The sequence below is a fragment of the Microbacterium sp. K2 genome (assembly GCF_051365005.1).
GTDB lineage: Bacteria > Actinomycetota > Actinomycetes > Actinomycetales > Microbacteriaceae > Microbacterium > Microbacterium foliorum_B.
Map to the genome: position 1 here is coordinate 1,808,339 of NZ_JBLWII010000001.1, position 21,237 is coordinate 1,829,575.

14 protein-coding genes are annotated in these 21,237 nt (G+C 69.7%); 4 read left to right on the top strand and 10 right to left on the bottom strand.

Annotated features, from left to right (window positions below):
• Together ACLKOY_RS08835 and ACLKOY_RS08840 are read left to right on the top strand one after the other, a co-directional pair.
• Window positions 1-1,353: a type VII secretion protein EccB gene (locus ACLKOY_RS08835; RefSeq protein ID WP_436453290.1), complete on the top strand. Its 1,353-nt coding sequence runs from the start codon at window positions 1-3 to the stop codon at window positions 1,351-1,353.
• Window positions 1,353-2,735 carry a S8 family serine peptidase gene (locus tag ACLKOY_RS08840; protein WP_436453291.1) on the top strand — a complete coding sequence of 461 codons (1,383 nt, stop codon included), beginning with the start codon at window positions 1,353-1,355 and terminating at the stop codon, window positions 2,733-2,735. The genes ACLKOY_RS08835 and ACLKOY_RS08840 overlap by 1 nt, the downstream gene beginning before the upstream one ends.
• Before the next feature lie 25 nt (window positions 2,736-2,760).
• On the opposite strand, the gene ACLKOY_RS08845 is transcribed toward ACLKOY_RS08840, so the two are convergent.
• From ACLKOY_RS08845 to ACLKOY_RS08890, 10 genes are all read right to left on the bottom strand, one after another.
• Entirely contained in the window at window positions 2,761-3,492 is a 732-nt protein-coding gene (locus ACLKOY_RS08845) for a hypothetical protein (RefSeq protein WP_436453292.1), read from the bottom strand.
• Window positions 3,489-4,319, bottom strand: a complete 831-nt coding sequence (locus ACLKOY_RS08850) for a PP2C family protein-serine/threonine phosphatase (protein WP_436453293.1) — start codon at window positions 4,317-4,319, stop codon at window positions 3,489-3,491. Before ACLKOY_RS08850 ends, ACLKOY_RS08845 begins: the two co-directional genes overlap by 4 nt.
• Window positions 4,316-6,070: a DUF5684 domain-containing protein gene (locus ACLKOY_RS08855; RefSeq protein WP_436453294.1), complete on the bottom strand. Its 1,755-nt coding sequence runs from the start codon at window positions 6,068-6,070 to the stop codon at window positions 4,316-4,318. The genes ACLKOY_RS08850 and ACLKOY_RS08855 overlap by 4 nt, the downstream gene beginning before the upstream one ends.
• Window positions 6,067-8,619 (bottom strand): transglutaminase domain-containing protein, encoded by a 2,553-nt coding sequence (locus tag ACLKOY_RS08860; RefSeq protein ID WP_436453295.1) that lies wholly within the window; start codon window positions 8,617-8,619, stop codon window positions 6,067-6,069. The genes ACLKOY_RS08855 and ACLKOY_RS08860 overlap by 4 nt, the downstream gene beginning before the upstream one ends.
• Entirely contained in the window at window positions 8,616-9,986 is a 1,371-nt protein-coding gene (locus ACLKOY_RS08865) for a DUF58 domain-containing protein (protein WP_436453296.1), read from the bottom strand. Before ACLKOY_RS08865 ends, ACLKOY_RS08860 begins: the two co-directional genes overlap by 4 nt.
• Window positions 9,983-10,948 (bottom strand): AAA family ATPase, encoded by a 966-nt coding sequence (locus ACLKOY_RS08870; RefSeq protein ID WP_042542259.1) that lies wholly within the window; start codon window positions 10,946-10,948, stop codon window positions 9,983-9,985. The genes ACLKOY_RS08865 and ACLKOY_RS08870 overlap by 4 nt, the downstream gene beginning before the upstream one ends.
• A gap of 97 nt (window positions 10,949-11,045) precedes the next feature.
• Window positions 11,046-17,006, bottom strand: a complete 5,961-nt coding sequence (locus ACLKOY_RS08875; RefSeq protein ID WP_436453297.1) for an Ig-like domain-containing protein — start codon at window positions 17,004-17,006, stop codon at window positions 11,046-11,048.
• The gene (locus ACLKOY_RS08880; RefSeq protein ID WP_436453298.1) at window positions 17,006-18,136 is read right to left on the bottom strand and encodes a serine/threonine-protein kinase; all 1,131 of its coding nucleotides are present in this window, start codon (window positions 18,134-18,136) and stop codon (window positions 17,006-17,008) included. Before ACLKOY_RS08880 ends, ACLKOY_RS08875 begins: the two co-directional genes overlap by 1 nt.
• 133 nt (window positions 18,137-18,269) lie before the next feature.
• Window positions 18,270-18,836, bottom strand: coding sequence for a DNA-3-methyladenine glycosylase I (locus ACLKOY_RS08885; protein ID WP_436453299.1), 567 nt, complete (start codon window positions 18,834-18,836; stop codon window positions 18,270-18,272).
• A 115-nt stretch (window positions 18,837-18,951) separates the two neighbouring features.
• Complete coding sequence (locus ACLKOY_RS08890; protein ID WP_436453300.1) at window positions 18,952-19,608, bottom strand: GntR family transcriptional regulator; 657 nt, start codon at window positions 19,606-19,608, stop codon at window positions 18,952-18,954.
• Between the two features lie 136 nt (window positions 19,609-19,744).
• On the opposite strand from ACLKOY_RS08890, the gene ACLKOY_RS08895 reads away from it, so the two are divergent.
• A complete protein-coding gene (locus tag ACLKOY_RS08895) occupies window positions 19,745-20,497 on the top strand; it encodes a GntR family transcriptional regulator (RefSeq protein ID WP_436453301.1) in 753 nt (250 codons plus the stop codon).
• Window positions 20,497-21,171, top strand: coding sequence for a GntR family transcriptional regulator (locus ACLKOY_RS08900; RefSeq protein WP_436453302.1), 675 nt, complete (start codon window positions 20,497-20,499; stop codon window positions 21,169-21,171). Before ACLKOY_RS08895 ends, ACLKOY_RS08900 begins: the two co-directional genes overlap by 1 nt.
• The last annotated feature ends 66 nt before the right edge of the window (window positions 21,172-21,237 follow it).

Sequence of the window (21,237 nt, forward strand, 5' to 3'; positions counted from 1 at the left end):
ATGGCGACCAAGAAGGATCTGATCGAGGCCCAGGGCTTCAGCAGGCGACGGCTGCTCTCGGCGTTCACGGGTGGAGCCCCGGGGGGCAAGGAGCTCGACCCTGCGAAGCCGCTGCGCGCGGTCGTCGCCGGAGTCGCGCTCACGATCGGCGTCATCCTCGTCGGGGTGTTCTGGGGAATCATGCAGCCGGGACTCCCCGGCGACTGGCAGAACAACCGCCTGATCGTCGCCACCGACACCGGAGCCCGCTACGTCTCGGTCGAAGGAACCCTCTATCCGGTGATCAACACGGCCAGTGCGCGACTGCTGATCCCCGCCGGTGAGTTCAAGGTCGTGCGCACGGATCAGGCCGCACTCGACGGCATCCCGGTCGGGCCCTCGATCGGCATCCTCGGCGCACCGGACGACCTGCCGGCCCCGAGCGCCCTGATCAACTCCTCGTGGACGGCCTGCATCGACGACACCGCGGGCGCGTCGGTATCGCTGTCGAGCAAACCGATCGCCGACATCTCGACCGGGACCGGCGCCGTCGTCCAGCGCGGTGACGAGCTGTTCGTGATCGCGGACGGTCTCCGTTACGCCGTTCCGGCGGACGACGCCAACGCCGTGCTCCGCGCCGTCGGACTCGGCACCAGCGACATCCTCGAGGTCGACGGGCGCTGGCTCAATCTCTTCGAGTCGGGCGACGATCTCGAGCCGATCAGTCTCAACGCGATGGGAGCCTCGGTTCCCGGCACCGACCTGACGGCGGGGACGATCATCCACACGCAGGGCAGCCCGGCGGAAGAGCGCTATGTGGCGCTCGCGACGGGTGAGATCGCTCGCCTCAGTCCACTCGCCTACCAGCTCTACCTGCTCGGCAGCGGGCAGGACGCCGGCGCCGAGCAGGAAGTGTCCCCCGCGGAGATCGCCGACGTGGAGACGCTTCCGTATGTCGGCGGTGAGGACTGGCCGACCCTGCCGCTGACGACGCTCGCAGCGGGTGAGACGCCGTGCGCGATGGTCACCGACGATGCTCGCACCGTGCTCGGAGCGACCACGACCGAGTTGCCGGAAGAGCGCTCCGGTGTCGACGTCTCGGTCGGCGGCGGTGCCCTCGTCGAAGTGAGTGGAGCATCCGACGACTCGGTCGGCCTGGCCGTGCTCATCGACGAATCAGGTACCGCGTTCGCGATCCCCGGCGCCGCCGCGGAGCAGAGCGCAGAGGATGCGGCCACCGGCCCCATCGCTCAGCTCGGCTACTCCCCCGATGACGTCGGGCGTGTGTCCGACGCGTGGATCGAGTTCTTCGCGGCCGGCCCTGCGCTGACCTCCGATGCGGCCAGAGAGTCGCCCGGCTCAGGGACGAAGTGATGCGGCGACGCAGAGCCGCCCTTCCGACACTCCTGGTGGGCGCGATCGCGCTCGGCGCCATCCTGTCGACTGCACCGGCATCGGCAGCGTCGCCCGCCACACTGACCGCTTCCGCCACGCAATCGCTCGCGACGCGCGGCTCGGCCGTGCCGGCAGCCACCGCGGGCGAGGCCTGCACTCCTGGCACTGTGGTGTACAGTCCGGAGGCACCGCCGGCCCTCGCTCTGCTCGGTGCGGAGGAGGCCAACCGCGTCGCCACGGGCAAAGGGGTCGTCGTCGCCATCGTCGACTCGGGCATCGATGCGGGAAACCCTCATCTCGCCGGAGTCGTGATCGGCGGTGTCGACCTCGTCGGTGACGGCGAACGCGCCGACGGCCTGACCGACACCACCGGCCACGGCACCGCGATCGCCGGCCAGATCGCCGCGCAGCCGGTCGCCGAATCCGGGGTCGTCGGGCTCGCCCCCGACGCACGATTGCTCTCCGTGCGGGTCTTCCGCGGCACCGAACAACAGGACAAGGACAAGGGCTTCGGACCGACGTCGCAGCGCATCGCAGACGGCATCCACTGGGCTGCCGACAACGGCGCTGACATCATCAACGTCTCGATATCGCAGACGACCGACTCCCCCGATCTCCGCGCGGCGGTGGAGCACGCCTCAGCCGTCGGCGCCCTGGTCGTGGCGAGCGGCGGCAACAGAGCGTCGGACCCGGATGCGGAGGACGGCGCTCGCTACCCGGCGGCGTACGAGCAGGTGCTCGGCGTCAGTGCCGCCGACGCCAGCGGCCGCGCGAACGATGCATCGATCCACGGCCCCCAGGTCGGCGTGACGGCACCCGGCATGAACGTGCTGAGTGCGGCGCTCGGCGGTGGAGACTGCATCTTCGCCGCCGACGCCCCCGCTTCGAGCTTCGCGACCGGATACGCGAGCGCCGCCGCGGCGCTGGTGGCCGAAGCGCACCCCGAGGACCCGCCTGCCGGATGGGCGTACCGACTCACCGCCACGGCCCTGCGCGACGACGCCGACAAGCGCGACGACGTCAACGGTTGGGGGTTCATCCAGCCGTTCGCCGCCATCGAGCTGCTCCCGGACGAGACGACCCGAGGGCCGGTGAGCCCCTACTTCGACACCACCGAGAGCGCGGCCCGCCCTCCCGCCGCGGACGTCGACCCCGACCACGGGGCCTCGCCTTTCCTGCTCACGCGGGAGGCCGCGCTGTTCACGACCATCGGCGGGGCGACCCTGCTCGGTGTGCTCGGCATCCTCATCGTGCTGCGTCGCCGCAGAGAGCAGCCGGCTGTGGATCCGGCCGAGGTCGAACGCGACGGCGGGCTGCTCAACAGCCCCGGACCCGACGTCGACGATGAGCGGTTCGGCTGACGCACTCGAGGCCCCGGTGCGGGTGTCAGGTGAAGACGACGAAGCCCAGCGCCACCAGTCCGGCGACGGAGACGACGCAGGCGGCTGCGAACGCGAGGAGGGTGGCCATGCTCCATCGCAGGCCCTGCTTCGCGACGGAGGGGAGATCCGGATCCACCGCGCGCGTGGGCGCCGCGGCGCCGATCACCACGGGCGGCGCGGAAGGGCCGAGGGGCGCTGGACGCGGTCGGTAGATCTCCGGCGCCGGAGCGTCGGTCGGCGCCTCGAACGAGCGGGGTGCAGCACCGGGTTCGATCGCAGGGGCGGGGTCGCGCGAGGCATCGCCCTGGTCGTCTGGGCGTTCCGATCGTTTCCGTCGCACACGCCGCGGCGTACGGGAGACGAGCACGGTCGCCTCATCGAGGCGCTCCTGCTCCTGCTCTCCGTCGAGAGCATCTGCCGGCGCATCGGACCCCGAAGAGCTCCGGTCGACGACGACAGTCGCCTCGTCGAGAGCATCGGCTGGTTCCTCGAGCGGGACCGGACGGCGGTCGACGACGACGGTCGCCTCATCGACATCGCCAGGCACCTCGGAATCGTCGACCACGGCGGAATCGTCAACCACGGCGGAATCGACAGCATCCGCTGCGCCGTCCGCGACAGCCGCCGTCTGCGCTTCGGCCGGCGCTGGCGGCGGATCGACGACCGCCCCACCCCGGCGCCGATCGCGACGGGTCAGCATGACGGTCTCTTCGACCTCGGGTTCGTCGTCGGTCATCTGACGCGAACCGGGATCGTGGTGCCCTCGAGGCTCGAGTCGGTGAGAGAGGTGGATGCGGCCTCGCGTCCGGCCTCGCTGTCGTCCGGACGCGTGCGCGCGCCTCCCGAGATCACATCGATCACGACGACCGACACGTTGTCGCGACCACCCGCCTTGAGCGCGCGGCTCACGAGAGCCGCAGCGGCCGACTCAGGCCGGCCGTTCATGGTCAGCGTGGCTCGGATCGCTTCGTCGCTCACCTCGCCGCTGAGTCCGTCGGAGCAGAGCAGAAGCCGCTCACCGTCGACCACCGGCAGCAGCCAGCTGTCGGCAGTGCTGTCGGGCGCCCCGATCGCCCTGGTGATGACGTTGCGCTGCGAGAACGTCGAGAGATCCTCTGCGCGGAGCTCACCGGCATCCACCAGCTCCTGCCCCAGCGAATGATCGATCGTCAGCTGAGTGAGCTCGTTGCCGTGGTGTCGGTAGACGCGGGAGTCGCCGACGTTGAAGACGAGCCAGTGCGGTGCACCTTCGTGATCGACGAGTGCGACACCGGTCACCGTACTGCCGGCCCCGCGCTTGTGGTCGGCGGAGATGTCGTCGACGACCGCCGAGGCTCGGCTCAGGGCGTCGCCGATGTCGGCGACCTCGACCGTCAGCCCGCGAAGCTGCTCGAATGCGTCGACGACCGCAGCGCTCGCGCGGTCGCCGGCCTCGTGCCCGCCCATGCCGTCTGCGACGAGGAAGACAGGAGACGCCACGAGCACGGAGTCCTCGTTCGCGGTGCGCTTGAGCCCGGTGTCGGTCAAGGACGCGACGCTCAGCACGACCGACGAGACGGTCACGAGTCGCGCTCCGCGATCACGTGCATCCCCACTTCACCGAGGATGAAGCGGCCGTTGCCGGTGACGCTCTCGCCCGGATCGAGCAGCGTCTCGGTGCCGTTCTCCTCGACCACGACGACGCCGTTCGTGGCGTGCAGGTCGGTGAGGCGCCACTCGTCGTCATGCACGACGAGGCGGGCGTGCGTCTTCGACAGGGTGCGGGTGGTGTCGGAGATCGCGAGCCGCTGCTCGCCCGGCTCGCCGATCGGGTTGCGTCCGATCACGACACTCGCGCCCGACAGCGAGAACGTGCGCCCGTCGTCGAGCACCAGCGAGCGACGCACGCCGCGCCTGCGGGCGACGACGACCGTGGCGTCGAGGTCGTCGACGACGTCGTCCGTCGGACGCGGGGTGACGACTGTCTTGTCGACATCCGCCGCGAGGCCGCCCACGGGCGTCGCGAAGGGCTCTGCGGCAGGTGCGGGCGGCGTCTCGGCCACCCTCAGGTCGGCGGCAGACGGGACGTCTGGCGCCGCCGGGACATCACCGGACGCCGACGGGACCGGACGGATCACCGGCATCTGCGGCTGCTCGGCCGAGAGCCCGCCGTCGCGGAACGACGGCGGCGCGGACCGCACCGCGCGCTGCGGTTCTCCTGCGGTCGGCGCGGAAGGCGCAGGCTCTGCCGGCGTCTCGAACGGAGAGGCAGGCGTGGATACGGGCACGGGAGGCGCAGGCGGCTGCACCGCGATGTCGTGAACGGTGGGTTCTTGACGCGCAGGATCCTGCGGCGTGACAGGAGCCACGGGGTCGCCGCCCATCGCCGACATGATTCCGGTCGTCGGGTGCGCATCGACCGGAGGCGCAGACGCCGCAGCAGGGGCAGGGGCGGGGGCGGCTACCGGGGCAGGCGGCTGCGGGGCAGGCGGCTGCGGGGCAGGCGGCTGCGGTGTGAAGCCAGGAGCAGGAGCAGGAGGCTGTGGCGGAGCGAACGATGCAGCGGGAGCACCGGGAGCCGGAGGCTGCCCGGCGACGGGAACGGGCGGGGCCCCCGGAACCGGAGGCGCTCCTGCGGCGGGCGTCGCCCCGGGAACAGGCGGGGGCCCGACCGGGGGCTGCGGCTTCTGCGGCGGCGCTCCCCATGCAGACGGGGCACCGCTGTCGGAACCCGAGGGAGCGCCGGTCGCACCCGTGCCCGCATCCGCCGGCGACTGCGCGTTCGCACGGGTCGGCGCAGCGTAGTCGGGGAACACGAGCGCGGGGGCATCCGGCTGATTCGGGGCGTGCGGAGCGAGCGACGGGATCGTGTACCCCGACGCATCCCTGGCCGGTGCGGCGGCGGGCTGCGCGGTGCGGCGAAGACCCGGCTGCAGCGCGGCCAGTCGTTCACCCTCGGGGTACGGCGGGGCACCCCAGGCGAGGACGGTCGCCCAGACCGGGGGCAGCAGGATGGCGAGGACCGTCATGCCGGCGCCGCGACCGAACCTGCGATTGATGCGGTGGGTCGCGACGACCTTGAGGTAGATGCCGTACAGCTGCACGATCGGGATGAAGTAGAAGACCACCGACCACGCGGGCACCCCTCCTCGCGCCAGGATCTCGGCTTCGTTGAGAACCGGAACCCAGCCCTTCCAGCCTTCTCCGTCGATGCGCGGGAACAGACGCGACAGCGCCAAGGCGTACCAGACATAGACGGCGAGGCCGACGAGCAGGCCGACACCGCCGACGATGGCGAGCATCATGGCAAAGCCGCTATCCACGGGCGCGATCATGGGTTCCCCTTCTTCCGGTCGCCGAACGACCCTGTCACACCGAGCGTAGCGAGAGCGGGCCTGGCACCTGTGTAGCCCCGACCGCCCGCAGCCCGCATCCGTCCGATGAACGACGTCGGCCGCACGCGCCTGGCGATGCGGTGCCACCACTTGCCGGATGCTGCCAGATCGGCCCGCTCGGCATCCACGATCGCCCAGGCGGCGCTCGCATCGTCGTTCGTCGGAGGATGCTCGGCGAAGACCGCGCGATCGACGAGCACCGCCAGGCGGTCAGCAGCCTCGCGGTCGGTCGACAGAGCCCGCTGGGTTCGGGTGCCCTCGGCATCCATCGACACGTCGTGATCGGCGTACACGTCGACCAGCTCCTCCCAGGCCCCGGCCAGACGCACCTCAGGGTCTTCGGCCGTGCGGCGAGTTCTGGCGCGCTGCCTCTTGGCGAAGAGCAGCACCAGGAACGGCAGAGCGAGCAAAGCGAGAGCGAGCAGGCCGAGCCCCACCGCTCGGAGGATCGGCAGAAGGAACGCGAGGATCTCTGACTGCGGCGCCTCGAGCGGGGGCGCGTCGTTGTTCGAGTCGCTCTGCGCCTGAGGCGGGTCGAGCGCCTCGGAGCGCGGCTGCTCCGGCACCGTCGGATGCTCCGGCAGCTGCTCGCCCTCGGTGATGGAGCTCGGCAGCATCGCATACTGCGGCGTGGTGTCGACCGGCATCCACTCGCCGCCAGAACCCCTGACCTCGACCCAGGCGCTCATGTTCGCGCCCGTGCAGGTCTCGGTGCAGGCCGGAATGCCGGGAACCTCTTCTGCCGCCGCGAGCCGCGCGCCGATCACGACTCGGGACTCGAGTCCCCAGTGCTCGGCGAGCAGCGCAGCCGCCACGGAGAACTGCTCGTCGTCGCCGACGGCGGACACCAGCAGTTCGGGTGCGGCATCGGACCCGGCCCTTTGCTCCTGCTCGACCATGTCGGTGAACAGCTCCTCGATACGGGCGGCGGAGTGCCCCGCATAGCTCGGCGCGAACGCATATCCCTCGGACTCCTTCAGCGACGCGATCCATCCTGCTGCCGCGTCGTCGTCGATCAGCGCGTGGCTGAGGTAGCCGCGCGAACGCAGGCGATCGATGATCTCGAGGTATCCGGCTCCCGTGCGGGGTTGCTCCTGCATCTCGGCCCACTCGGTGAGCGCCGGGTACAGGTCGGTGTCGAGGTTCGAGGCGCCGCCCTGCAACGCGGAGACCTCGCCGGGGGCACCTGGCGCGTCGACGAGCACGGTGTAGCGGTCGCCCGGGACGAGCCCCTCTCCGCCGCCGGGCGCCTCCGCCACGGTGATCGCGGTATCGCCGCCGGAGTTCACATGGAACCCGTCGGCGAGCGCATCGGCGCGCGAGCCGGAGAAGTCGGGCGCCTCGGCGAGACCCGCAGGCGACGGCACCCAGATGCCGCGGTACGCGTCTCCGATCGTGATCCCGAGCGAGACACGACCGGCGCCCGGCATCGCTGTGCGCGGCAACCTGCTGAAGCGGTCGTCGGGCGCGATATGGAAGTCCTCGCCGTCATACGAGTCGAGGGTGACGAGTCGGAGTCGCTCGAGGGCACCCGGGTCGCCCTCCATCTGCACGACGGTGTCATCGAGACTGCCGCCGGCGAACCACGAGCGGTAGGCGCTGAGCGGGCTGGCCTGCTGCTGCACGACGATCATGGGCTCGACCTCGTCGCGCAGCACCGAGCGATCACTCCACCCGGCCGCCGCGGGTGCGACGGCGAATCCGGCGACCAGGGCGACGACGGCGAGCCCTGCCGACAGCAGATGACGACGGATGGTCAGCCACACCGGGGTCGCCCGACGCGAGATGTTCGCCGCGGCGACGGTGCGCAGCGCCTGCGCACGCTGCAGTCGCGAGCGGCCGACCAGCCAGACGAGAGCGGTCACGAAGAGCGCGACGCCGATCAGCCATTCCCGCGGAGCCGGAAGCGCCACGCCCAGCACCGAGACGGGAGCCGTCGTGCCGCTCACCCCGAAGGCGATGCCGAAGACGCTCATCGCCGTCACGACGGGAACCGCGATCGTGGCCCGACGGCCGCCCTCGAGCACGAGGAGAGTCGCGATGAACGTGCCGAACAGCATCACGACGAGGAACGGGATCAGCACCGCCTGGTACTCGCCGAGCGGCGGGTTCAGCGTCAGCATCTGCTTCCATCCGAGCACGACCCCCAGCACTGCGTCGCGGAGTCCGCCGAGGAACGCAGGGATCGACGAGAGCGCCGACGGAATCGCGAGCGGAACCGAGACGACCAGGTAGGTGCCGGCCGCCGCGAGAGATCCGATCAGCATGCCACACCGGAGCACCCGCGTCAGCACGGCGACGGCCATGCCGAGAAGTCCGCCGATCAGGCCGACCGCCAGAGCTCGGGGGGACTCGTACACCGGCCACGCAGCCGCGGTCGCGAGGCCGACGCCGACCAGCACATATCCGAGCGCCCAGAGCGTCACGGCTGAGAGCGGGAACGAGCGTCGCGACCTCGCGACACCGCGCCGGGGGCCCGCGGCGCTCATCGCAGCGCCCCACGAGCGAGCATCTGCGGAAGATCGCCCAGCGCGCCCAGAGTCATCACGGCGAGCTCACGTGCCGTGCGCATCGTGGGCTGCTCGCCCAGCTCGCTGCGCACCGCGACCGCCTCGACCGCCGCAGGCAGCTTGACGGCGGCATGGCGCAGCCGCTCGAGCGGCATGCGCGAGCCCGTCAGCAGGAACCCGATCGACAGATCGGGGTAGGACTGCGCGGTGAGCGCCGCGACGGCCTCGAGGCGCATCACGCGGTCGGCCGGATCGATGGTCGATGTCGCGTCGAGCAGCGCCTTGGGCGTCACGGTGGGAAGGGTGCGGATCGACAGCACCTCGGCGCGGCTGTGCTCGGGGATCTCGTTGCTCACCGAGAAGAGCACTTCGCGGCCGTCACGCACCCCCTGCAGAGCGAGTGATGCAGCGGCGCTGACCGTGTTCTCGAACTCGTCGTCGCTCTCGTACGACTCGGCGTCGAGGTCGAGGATGATCGCGATGCGGGCATGACGCGACTCCTCGTACTGACGCACCATGAGCTTTCCGGTCTTCGCTGTCGACTTCCAGTGCACGTGCCGCTGCGAGTCACCCACGACGTACTCGCGCACAGCGTGGAAAGACAGGTCGGCGTCGACCAGCGTCGAGCTCGGCGTGCCCTCGAGGTCGCGGATCAGGCCCGCGCTCGTGCTGGGCAGACGAACCGTGATCGGGTGCACGTGGATGCGCTGGACGTCGGGCCACCGCAGCTCCCGACGGAGGATGCCGATCGGGTCGCCGCGGGTGATGGTCATGGGTCCGACGTCGATGACACCGCGACGGTGCGCGGCGATCGTGAGCTGTTCGCGGTGGTGGGCGGCGGGGCGCAGCAGCGGAACGTGTGCTTCGACGAGTCCCTCCCCCACGGGAACGTCGACGATGCCCGGCAGCGACAGACGCTCGCCGTTGTTGCGCACGTCGAGCGTGGCACCGATCTCTGCACCGGCGACCACGCGGTCACGGTCGAGCGTCAGCTCGATGCGGTAGTCGTGGGCACCGAGGATGAAGGGGACGCACGCGATCAGCAGCACCAGCGCGATCGCCGCCACCGCCCACGCCTCGACCCATCCGAAGAGCAGCCCCGCGGCGATGCAGAGCACGAGAGCCACGACGACCAGCATCCCGGCCGACGTGACCGTCTCCCGCACCCACGCGACCGCCGTGCGGGTCGCGCGACGCGTGGTTCGGGCCGCACGACGGACACCGAAGACGGCGCCGCGGACGGGTCCTCGGCGCGTGCGGTCGTAGCGCGTGACCGTCGACGTGCGCGTCGACGTGCTGGTGCCCGCCGTCGTGCGCGTCAGACGGGACTCGGTGCTGAAGCTCACGCAGTGCCGTTCTCGCGCGGCGGCTCGACGTCGAGCAGGATCTGCCCCACCACGGCGACCGCGGTGACGCCGTCGAACTCGGCCTCAGGCTCGAGCACGAGGCGGTGGGCGAGGGCCACGACTGCGAGCTCTCGGACGTCGTCGGGGGTGGCGAACGTGCGGCCGTTCTTCGCCGCCCACGTCATCACGAGGCGGGAGAGCGCGATCGCGCCTCGCACGCTCGCGCCGAGACGCACCTCGGAGGCGCGACGCGTCGCATCGACGATGCGCATGATGTAGTCGGAGACCAGCGGGTTCACATACACACCGCGGGTCATCTCGGCCATCGTGAGGATCGTGTCGGTGCCGACGATGCCGTCGAGCACGTGCTTCGGCTGCGCAGCACCCTGAAGGATGCGCATGGTCGCCGCCTCGTCGGGGTAGCCGATCGACGTCTTGATCATGAAGCGGTCGAGCTGCGCCTCGGGCAGCCGGTAGGTGCCGCCCTGTTCGATGGGGTTCTGCGTCGCCATGACGAGGAAGGGCGACGGAACCGGACGCGTGACGCCGTCGACCGTGACCGTGCCCTCCTCCATGACCTCCAGCAGCGCCGACTGCGTCTTCGGGCTCGCACGGTTGATCTCGTCTGCGAGCACGATGTTCGCGAAGACGGGGCCGGCGTGGAACTCGAACGCCCCCTCTTTCTGGTCGTAGACCGTGATGCCCGTCACATCACCCGGAAGCAGGTCGGGGGTGAACTGGATGCGCGTGCTCGTGCCCGTGACGGTCTGGGCGATGGCTCGGGCGAGGGCCGTCTTGCCGGTGCCGGGGAAGTCCTCGAGCAGCACATGACCGCCGCTGACGGCCGCGGCGAGCGCCAGTTCGATCACGTGCCGCTTGCCGAGGATGGCCTGTTCGACGTTGGCGGCGAGGATCGAGAACGTTTCCGCGAACCAGGAGGCCTGTTCGGGAGCGATGGTCACGGGAGCAACGGAGGGAGCAGGCATAGGGCAACCGTATTCGTCTCGGGCGCCTGCGCGGTGCAGGGCGGTGGGGCGTAGGGAGTCGTCATCTGAGCGCTCATCCCTCGGGGTCGTCGGTCGGTTCGGGGTCAGGCGGCTGCGTGCACAGCGGCGCGCGGTGCGTGATCGACTCGAGCCGTTCGAAGGCGCCAGTCCAGCTGATCTTCACGTCGACCATTGATTCGCCATCGACGATCCTCGGAACGAAGGTGTGGTCGTACGAACCGCGGGCGGCGCGGGAGACGACGAACACGTCATCCGGGTTCGCGGGCACGCACTGCTGGAACTGCACAGCCACCGTCGTCGGAGCGGTTCTGGCGGTGATCTCGACCGAGTCGGAGCAGAACTGGGGCAATACCGTGTGGCAGGAGCGCGCACTGACCGGCAGCGGTGACGCATCGGCGCTCAATTCGAAGCCCGCCCGCCACGATCCGTACAGGTAGTACTGCGGAGCGAAGCCGTCTCTCGCGCTGATCTGGGGACCCGATTCCAGGCCGTACACATAGCGGCTGCCCTCCATCGTCGGCCTGGTCGCCACCGTGTAGCTCGTGTTGCCCTTCGGGCCTTCGACGGAGGTGAACGTGAAGACCTGTGCGGTGTTCGACTCGGCCACGCCGAAGCCGTTCGAGGCGCAGGCCTTCACGTTGTAGGTCGAGTACTCGGCGAGATCGGTGAGCGAGGGGGACGACGACTGCGCCTCCGCGCCCGAAACCCGCAGCCGCCCGTTGCCATCGGCGCTGCAGCTCGCATCGCCGGAGCGCCACGCGAGATAGACGACGTCGACTCCGAGGGCGCTGCCGTTGGGCTGCGCCGCAACTCCCCAGACGTCGATCGACGTGTTCGAGGTCGCTTTCGCCTGAGTGCCCGAGGGGTCGAAGTAGACGGTTCCCGCGGCCGTGACCGACGCGCGGAAGGCGCCGCCCTCATTGCCGCCGTCGCCCGTCGGCGGTTGGAACTGGCTGATCGGGACGATCGTGATGTTCTGCGGGCCCGGAGACAACGCGATCTCGGCCGTCGTCGTCGCACCGGTGCGGTTGATGACCTGGCCGGTCTCCTCGATGCGGAAGGCGAGCGAGTCGTCCGACGCGGCGACGGCGAGCTCGACGATGCCGCGTCCGCGTTCGGTGCCGTCGGGGCGATAGACGGGCGTGGCGGTCGCGTCCGACACCTCTGGGGCGGCATACGCCCAGCTGGTGTGCGGTGACGTGGCCGCTGAGGTTCCGACCGCGTTGACGGCCGCTGCGGTGAAGACGTGCGGCGCCCCGTTGACGAGCCCGTTCACCGTGCAGCGGTAGACGCCTCCCGATGGGCCGCACGACGCGTTCGCCGGCGATCCGTCCTGCAGGATCGTCACGCCGGTGACGCCGGGATGCGCGCGCCCTGCCTCGCCGAGCGGCACGTCGAGCACCACGGTCGAGCGGGTGAATCCGACGGTCGTGACGCTGGCGGGCGCCTGCGGGAAGCCCTGCAGGTCGAGGGTGAGGGTTCCGGTGCCGGTGCGCCCCTGCGCATCCGACACGACGAACGGGATGATGCACTGGCCGCCCGGCGCCTGCCCTCCGCCGGGCCAGGTCGCAGTGATCGACGTGCTTCCCGAGGTCGAGACCGACGCGACATCGCACCGCGAACCCGCGCCGAGCGACATCAGTCGGAGGCCGGATCCCGGCTTGCCCGCGAAGGGGTCGTACTCCCCCGCCACGTCGACGACATCGATCGTGCAGCTCGGGTTCGTGACGATGCACTGCGTCGTGAAGGTCGCGCCCCGCGGCGCATCGGGCGGAGCGGCGCCGACGACCAGGCGGACGGATGCCGACGGCTCACCGTACTGCGGCACCGTGACGCTGACGTTCTCGGTGTTGCCCGGCCTGGCATCCGCTCGCGCTTCGATGGTCAGCTGAGAGCCGGTGCGCGTGACGATGAAGGCCGACCCCGAATACACGATCCGATACTCGAGCGATCCGGCATCGCCCTCGCGGCCGCCCTCCCAGGCGGCCATGTTCGAGTACATGTCGACCGTCTCGGTGGTTCCCGGAGCGATCGTGTGCGAGATCGATGACAGCAGCAGCTGGGGCTCCGCAGGACGGATGCTGATCGGCACGTCGATGAACGACCAGCGCTCCTGACCCTGCAGCCGCACCTGAACGAGACAGGTGTCCGACCATGGAGCTTCCCGGCCGGCTTGGTAGGTCACGCCGCCCGACCCCTCCGCGGAGCACGACGCGGCCGCGCGCTGCGCACTGAACTGCCCGGACCCCACCTCGACGGCATCCGAGGAGATCAGGTCGACGTAGTCGGCCGCGTCGAACGAGACCGACGCGTCTTCGTCGACCACGACGGGAGTCGCGCCGGGCTTCAGCTGCACCTGCATGTCATCGAAGGCGGGAATGCGCAGGAACCCGTAGGCGACCACGTCTCGGCCTCCCGACCCCTTGCCCTTGAGCTGGAACGGCACCAGCGCACCGTCTTCCGGCGCGGCACCCACGATGCGGTCGCCCTGCACAGTGAATCCGGGCTGGTCGCCCCACAGGCTCAGCGTGAGCGAGGAGACATCACCCGACGGCCAGCTCACACGGTCGGTCACGACATCGATGCCGCGCTCCGGGAGGTCTTCCCGGTCGCGCGCGGTGAGCACGGTGTCGGCGACGCTCGGCTGGTCGGCGACGGCGCCGTCGGTCACGGTGACCACGATGAGCCCCTGCGACGTGCTCGACGTGCGCGTGGACCTGACAGTGTAGAAGTACGAGTTCGTACCGGCGGTGTCTCCTGCGCGGAGCACGATGCGGCCGTCTTCGAGCGACGTGTCGGAGTCGATCAGCGCGTTCAGGCGGTCGTACAGCGGGTTGCCCTTGACCGGAGGCGCGTTGGGCACGAGTTCGGTGATCTCGAGATCGCTCTGCGCCGGGTCGAGGTCGTTCAGACGAGGGTCGAGGACGATCGGGGTGGTCGAGCCCGCCTCGACGCGCACGTAGTCGCTGAAGGTCACGGGAGCCGCATCGTCGATGTCGGCATCGAGCACACCGACACGCACCACGCCTGTGCCCTGCTCGCCCTGAGGGTCGCGCACCGTGTAGCGGAAGGTCACCTGGCCGCCGTCGACGCCGGCGGCGGGCGCGCGGTAGACGATCGCATCGCCGTCGGCGGAGATCGTCGCCGTGCCGGAGCCCTTCTGAGGCTGGTCGATGCCCGCGAGGGTCACTCGATCGCCGTCGCTGTCCATGCCGGTCGCCGGCACGGGCAGCGACACCGTCTGACCGCTGAGGACCCGACCCGTCAGTGTCGACGGCGTCGGCGCGCGGTTCGTCCCCGGAGGAACGACCGTGACCGTCACGACGCCGTTGTCGGAGAGAGCCGGATTGCGCTCGAGCGACACCGAGTAGGTGAGGCGGTAGGTGCCCGGCGTCGTGGGCGCGAGGTAGCGCAGCGCGTTGCGGTCGGCGAAGACGAGCTCGCCGGACTCGCCCGACCCGGTCACCTCGGGGAGCACGACCAGGGGTTCGCCACGCGGGGCGACATCGTTCGCCGCGACGTTGATGCGCGTGAGCGAACCCGCGCGGACGGTGATCGCATCGGGGAACACGATCGGGCGGGTGACGGTCGACGGCGGAGTGAGGAAGACCGTGACCGTGCCCTGCACCGCGGCTCCGGTTCCGTCGGCGACGGTCACGGTGGCCTTGCCGATCACCCCGGGCTCGCCGTCCTCCGTCGTGCCGTTCACGCGGATGCTCTCGTTGCCGACCACGCGCACGCCGAGCTGCGGCGTGGAGCTCACGGCATCCGCCAGCATCAGCACGCGCCCGCTGGTGTTCTGCACGGCACGGAGCACGTCGACAGTCGTGTCCTCACCCTCGCGCACGAACGCGGTGAGCGGCGCCATCGCGAGGCCTGCGGATCCGTCGACCGCTGTGATGCGGATGACGGCCGACTGCTCGGCCTGGGTCGAGACGTCCTGAGCGGTGTAGGTCACGACATACTGACCGGGTTCGGCCACCGTCATCTCGACGGTGCCCGATGCTGCGTTCGGGTTGACCTCGAGCCCCTGAGCCGTCGCCGCGGTCTGCACGGCGTCGACCAGACGGTACGAGCCGGATCCGCCCGACAGGTGGTCGGAGATGCGCACCGATTGCAGTTCTCCGACACGGGCCGTCAGCGCCACAGGCGAGGCGACCAGGGCGGGGCTGCCGGTGACCTGGACATCGAGGGTCTTCTCGGCGGTCGCCCCGTGCACGTCCTCGACGACAACGGTGACCGAGATCACCGCGTCGGCGGCATTGGGGTCGGTGTGGCGGATGGCCACCCGCCCGTCTGCCATCGGCACGACCATGACGGGAGACGAGGAGTCGGTCTCGTAGGCATCGCTGAGCACGAACGGGTCGCCCTCGGGGTCGACCCAGCCCGACAAGGCCGAGACGACGGTGCTGCCGCCGGGAAGGAGCTGCGGTGTCGGCCACTCCTGCTGGCAGGCGTCGACTCCGCACCACACGGGTGCGGAGTTGGTCTCCTGATCGACGACGTTCAGCGTCACGGTCGCCGGTGATGACACGGCGGCGCCGTCGGTGACCGCGTATGTGAAGCTGGCCTGCCCCGACCCCGCCTTGACGGCGACGACGAGCGACTGCCCGTTGGCGACGAGAGTCAGATCGCCGAACGAGGGGTCGCCGAGTCCGCCCGAGACCGACTCGGGGTCGATCGACAGCACGTCCTTCTTGTTCGGATCGTGGTCGTTGAGCAGCACCGGCAGGATCACCTGCTCGCCCGCGCGCACGCCGAACGCATCGTCGACGGCGACGGGCGGCATCTGCTCGGCCACGTCCTCGACGATGATCGTGCCCTCCTGCTGCTCGGTGTCGTCTTCGATCGCCCACTGCTCGAGCGGGATCAGCACGCCGTCAGGGGCCGTCCAGATGAGACCGGTGCCGATCTCGCTCAGCACCGCGCGATCGCCGTTCTCCTGGAACACCGGTTCGATCGTCGAGGAGTCCAGTGCCTCGTCCGGAACACGCAGCGGAACGGTCTCGCCATCCGCCCACAGGGTTCCCGCACCGGTGTCGAGCCAGGCCGCGTAGATCTCGCCCTCGACGACCACCGGCGTGGCCGGGACGCCGGACGCCTCCGCGACGCGCTCGGATTCGCCCGAGGCGAGGTCGACCGACACGAGGCCGTCGGAGTCGGCGATCGACACCGCTTCACCGGAGTCGGCGCCCTCCTGAAGGCGCGCGTCTTCGGCGACATCGAGCTCGATCGGTTCGTCGCGCCCCTGCAGCCACAGCTCGCCGGTGCCCGTCTGGAGCATGGCCCAGCGGTCTCCCACGACGGTGACGGACAGGCCCTCTGCGGCATCCGGAGCTGCGGAGACGGACTCGGGATCGCCGAGGAACCGGTGCTCGTCGATGTCGAACCGCCGGATCGCACCCTCGTCCGAGGAGTAGAGCACCAGCAGTCCCTCGGGCGAGAGCCCGATCGCATCCGCTGTGTACGTCGGAGGATCCTCGCCCTCCTCGACCTCGACGCCCGCGAACGGGTCTACGAGAGCGGTGGCCGCGCCGGCGTCGAGCGTGGTCACCGACACCTGACCCGTGTCGGTGCGATAGGCCACGTACGCCCCGGCGGAGAGGATCTCACGCGTGCCGGCCGGTGTCGGCTCGGACGCGATCGGCGTGCCCTCCTCCGACGAGTCGGAGAGCAGATCGGCGGGGCTTGCAGGGTCGACATCCCAGCGCTGTCTGTTGCCCTGCGCATAGATCACCGCCGCGGAGCCGCTCTGCCAGACCGCTTCCGGGTCGTCGACGTTGCGCACCGTGTCGATCTCGGCGAGCTCGGTGTTCACGCGTGCGTACTGACCGCTGTCGCGCATGACCCAGACCGACGACTCGAGACGGGGCACCTCCTGCGACTGGTAGCCCTGCGCCGTGATGGCGAGCGTGAGCACCACGGCCAGAGCGGCGATGCCGGAGATCGCCGTGATCAGGCGCCCCCGCGATCGGGGGTTCGCCTCCGCGCGGGCGCGATCGCCGATCGCCATCACAGAACTCCGGTGAGGTGGAGGGCGACGATGCCGACTGCGGCGAGCGCTGCGGCTCCGATCAGCGCGCCGATCACACCGGCGACGAGCGGCGAGCGGGTCTTCGCACGCGCGGCGGGCAGTTCGTCGCGGTCGCGCGGCATCGCCTGCTGTCGTGCGGCACGCTCTGCGCGGCGCGAGTCCGGTGCGACCGTCGTGATCACCGGGCCGCGGGCGGAGGAGTCCGAGAAGCTGACGGGAGCCGCGGCGGCCCACTCAGCGGATGCCGCCTCGAACGCCGTCGGGTGCAGGCCCAGCTCGTACTGCGCCCAGCGGAGCCGTTCGGCGAAGTCGGCCATGCTCGCGAACCGCTTGGCCGAATCGCGATGCATCGCGGTCGCGAAGATGTCGTCGATGATCGGAGGGATGCCGTCGACGGGCACGGCGGTGTAACGCGCCTTGATGATCCGATCGGTGAGCTGGTCGCGTGAGTTGGAGCCGCGGTCTGCCCTTTCGAACGGGCTTCGTCCGGCGAGCAGCGTGTACAGGGTGGCGCCGAGACTCCAGATCTCGCTCGGAACCGACCCCGAGACGCGCTCCTGCAGCACTTCGGGCGAGCTCCACGGCACCGACATCGCGATCGTCTCGCCGTCGCCCTCGTCGATCACGGCGGCCGCGATGCCGAAGTCGGCGAGCACGGGAGCCCCGAGGGAGTTGATGAGCACGTTCGACGGCTTGATGTCGCGATGCAGAAGCCCTGCCCTGTGCACCGTCTCGAGCGCACCGGCGATGCGCACACCGGTGTCGAGCACATCGGCGAGCGCCAACGGCGCCTTCTTGTAGCGGGCGCTCATGGTGTCGGGGCAGTACTCCATGGCGAAGTACGGGCGACCGTCGGCAGAGATCGACGCCTGGTAGATCGTCACGATCGAGGGGTGTGCGCTGAGCCTCGCGGAGATGTCAGCCTCGACGTTGAAGGTGCGCAGCACCTCGCGGTTCACCGCATCCGCCAGCAGCACCTTCACAGCGGCGACGCGTCGCGGCATGTCCTGTTCGTACAGGAAGACGTCGGCGAACCCACCGGAGCCCAGCGGGCGCACATAGCTGTACCCCGCCAGCGTCGGCGGTGTCGATGCCATGCGCGTGGCCACCCATGCTCCTCACGGTCGGATGGGAGACCGCGCTCTGCATTCGCCCTGCGCGCTGCGCTGGACGATCCCCCCGATCACCGAGTATATCGAGGGCATGGATGATCTCGAAGGCGCGCTTCGCCGACCTCTCGGCTCAGGCTCGCCAGCATCCCACCACGTGATCGTCGACCATGCCCGCCGACTGCATCAGGGCGTACATGGTGGTCGGGCCGACGAATCTGAAGCCTCGACGACGCAGCTCCTTGCTCATCGCCGTCGACTCCGGTGTCACCGCCGGGACGTCTGCAAAAGACGCGGGTCGGATGCCGCACTCGGGCGCGAACGACCACATCAGCTCGTCGAGCTCGCCCTCGGCCATCGAGCGCACGATCCGGGCGTTGCCGATCGTGGCCTCGATCTTCGCCCGGTTGCGGATGATCCCCGCATCCGCCATGAGCCGCTCCACATCTGATTCGTCGAACTCGGCGACCAGATCGGGCGCGAATCCGGCGAACACCTCGCGAAAGCGGGGACGCTTGCGGAGGATGGTGATCCACGAGAGACCCGCTTGAAACCCCTCGAGCGCCATCTTCTCGAACAGCGCCCTGTCGCCGTGCAGGGGCGTGCCCCACTCTTCGTCGTGATACCGGCGGTACTCTGCGTCGTCGCCGACCCAGCCGCATCGCTCGCGTCGGTCGGGGCCGGCGATCAGTGACGTCATGTGCCCACGCTAGCCGTCGCCACGGACATCGGTGCCGGTGGTGCAGGCGTGGTGCGGATGCAGGTGCAGGTGTGGTGCGGGTGCAGATGTGGTGCAGGTGTGGTGCCGGTGGCGGCTAGGCGGCGGTCTGCGCGGTTCCGGATCCGAGCGCGTCGATGAATGACCCCGAGAAGGCGTCGAGCGCTTCGCGGGCTGCGACGGGTTCCTGTCGCCCGATGGCGTCGAGAGCCGCCGAGAGCAGGTTGCGTCGTGAGGCGCGATCCGCTGCGAAGTCCACGCCGTGTCGGATGGCGGTCTGCGGATCGACGAACAGCCGGAGGGGATCGATGTGATCGCGCACGATGCGCGTGCCGAGGCGGCCGAGCTCGCGGGAGATGAGATGTTCGGCGAGCTCGAGGTAGCCGAGCAGTTCGCAGGCGTCGTCGGAGAGCAGCGGATCCTGCAGGTGCACCCGCAGTGGCGGACCGGCGCAGGTCTTCTCGACGATCAGACGACCGACGACATGGGCACGCTCGATCATGTCGTCCGTCGACCATTCCGCGACGCGAGTCCCCGCACTCGGCGACACCTGCACGAATCGCATGTCGACGAGTCGCTGCAGCGCCTCGCGCACCGGGGTGCGGGAGACAGACCACGCGTGAGCGAGCAGATCGAGCCGCAGCCGCTGCCCCGGAGGCAGACGTCCGCTCACGATCTCGGCGAGCAGTCGCTCATACGCGAGACCGCTGAGCAGCTGCGGCCTCAGTTGTTCCTCGAGGGAGCCCGTGGACATGGTCTTATCACTCTCATCAACTAACATATTGGATGATTAGAGGATGACATATGCAAGTGGCAAACACAAATCACCTGATATTTGAGTCTGATCCAATGAAATATCAGGTGCCCAAGATTCCGGATAGCATTGAGCCATGCCTGTGCCCACGACGCCGGCGCGGATGCCTCGGAAGCTGCTGCGCGATCAGATCTTCGACGCGCTTCTGGATGCCATCGTCACGGGCGACCTGGCAGCAGGAGAGCCGATCTCCGACAAGCAGCTCGAGACCTGGCTGGGCGCCTCGCGCACGCCGATCAGGGAGGCGGTGAATCGCCTGGCCGGCATGGGCCTGATCGAGGTGCTCCCCCAGCGCGGCACCCGCATCGCACCTCTCGATTCGACGAGGTTCGCCGAGGAGATGGAGATGCTCGGGGTCGTGTACTCCGCGACGGTGCGCGAGGCCGTTCCCCTTCTCACGGACGCCGACCAGACACGCATCGGCGAACTGCACGCGACGGTGAGCCGCACCTCGAACGCGCTCGAGCGGGCACGCATCGTGGATGCCCTGATGAGTGTGTTCGTCGATCGCTATCGCAACACGCTGATCCAGCGCATCCGTGAGAAGTCCGTGCCTCACGTCACGCGGATGATCACTGCTCGACCGGGCGCTCTCGATGCGACTGACACCTCGGCAGCACTCGATTCTCTCGCTGCCGCCTCGGCATCCGGAGACGCGGATGCCGCCGCGAAGGCCGCGCGGGCGTACTTCACTGCGGGAGTCGCGAGCGTGTTGGCACGCGATGGAGCGGAATCGAACCCGGCTGAGGTTCCTGCTGCTGCTCCTGCCGGACTCGAGGGCACTACCGGACTCGAGGGCACTGCCGGACTCGAGGGCGAGGTCGCCTGATGCCGACGAAGAACGCACCCCAGCCGCGGAGACTGTTGCGTGACGAGGTCTACGACACGATTCTCGGCGCGATCCTCGACGGCACACTGGAGCCGGGCGAGGTGCTTCACGATGAGGAGCTCATGACCTGGCTCGGGTCATCGAGAACGCCGATCCGCGAGGCTCTCAATCGGCTCGCCGAGGAGGACGTCGTCGAGCTCGTGCCGCATCGCCACACGCGGGTGGCGCCCATCAATGTGGCGGCGATCAACGAGAGCCTTTTCGTGATCGGCGTGATCCACGAGCATCTTGCCCGCACCACCACTGCCGACCTCACCGACGAGCATGTCGCCGACCTTCGTCGGGAACTGGCTCACGTCGAAGACGCGGTGAACGCGGATGATGCCGCAGCCCTGGGCCGGGCGATTCGCAGCTACTTCCTCGTGGTCGTGCGCGCCGCCACGAACTCGGTGCTGCGCGCGAAGGCAGAGACCCTGTCGTTGCAGCTCGTGCGATTCCTCACGCCACGTGAGAACCTCGTCACACCTCAGCAGGCGCTCGAATTCATCCGCGGGATCACCGCAGCGGCTGAGGCACGCGATGGTGAGCGAGCCGGAGACCTCATCCATGAGCTGCATGCGGCCACGCGCAGCAACTTCCTCGAGTTCTACCGCGAGCCGGATCCGACGGACTGAACCTCTGCTGTTCTTGCGGGCACGCGCGGCAGTGTGCCGGTTGTTCACACCCGCGCGACGTGTCGG

What these genes read in the sequence shown, in the direction of transcription:
- ACLKOY_RS08835 (WP_436453290.1), top strand. Translation starts at nt 1, where the DNA reads ATGGCGACCAAGAAGGATCTGATCGAGGCCCAGGGCTTCAGCAGGCGA.
- ACLKOY_RS08840 (WP_436453291.1), top strand. Translation starts at nt 1,353, where the DNA reads ATGCGGCGACGCAGAGCCGCCCTTCCGACACTCCTGGTGGGCGCGATC.
- ACLKOY_RS08845 (WP_436453292.1), bottom strand. Translation starts at nt 3,492, where the DNA reads ATGACCGACGACGAACCCGAGGTCGAAGAGACCGTCATGCTGACCCGT.
- ACLKOY_RS08855 (WP_436453294.1), bottom strand. Translation starts at nt 6,070, where the DNA reads ATGATCGCGCCCGTGGATAGCGGCTTTGCCATGATGCTCGCCATCGTC.
- ACLKOY_RS08860 (WP_436453295.1), bottom strand. Translation starts at nt 8,619, where the DNA reads ATGAGCGCCGCGGGCCCCCGGCGCGGTGTCGCGAGGTCGCGACGCTCG.
- ACLKOY_RS08875 (WP_436453297.1), bottom strand. Translation starts at nt 17,006, where the DNA reads ATGGCGATCGGCGATCGCGCCCGCGCGGAGGCGAACCCCCGATCGCGG.
- ACLKOY_RS08885 (WP_436453299.1), bottom strand. Translation starts at nt 18,836, where the DNA reads ATGACGTCACTGATCGCCGGCCCCGACCGACGCGAGCGATGCGGCTGG.
- ACLKOY_RS08890 (WP_436453300.1), bottom strand. Translation starts at nt 19,608, where the DNA reads ATGTCCACGGGCTCCCTCGAGGAACAACTGAGGCCGCAGCTGCTCAGC.
- ACLKOY_RS08895 (WP_436453301.1), top strand. Translation starts at nt 19,745, where the DNA reads ATGCCTGTGCCCACGACGCCGGCGCGGATGCCTCGGAAGCTGCTGCGC.
- ACLKOY_RS08900 (WP_436453302.1), top strand. Translation starts at nt 20,497, where the DNA reads ATGCCGACGAAGAACGCACCCCAGCCGCGGAGACTGTTGCGTGACGAG.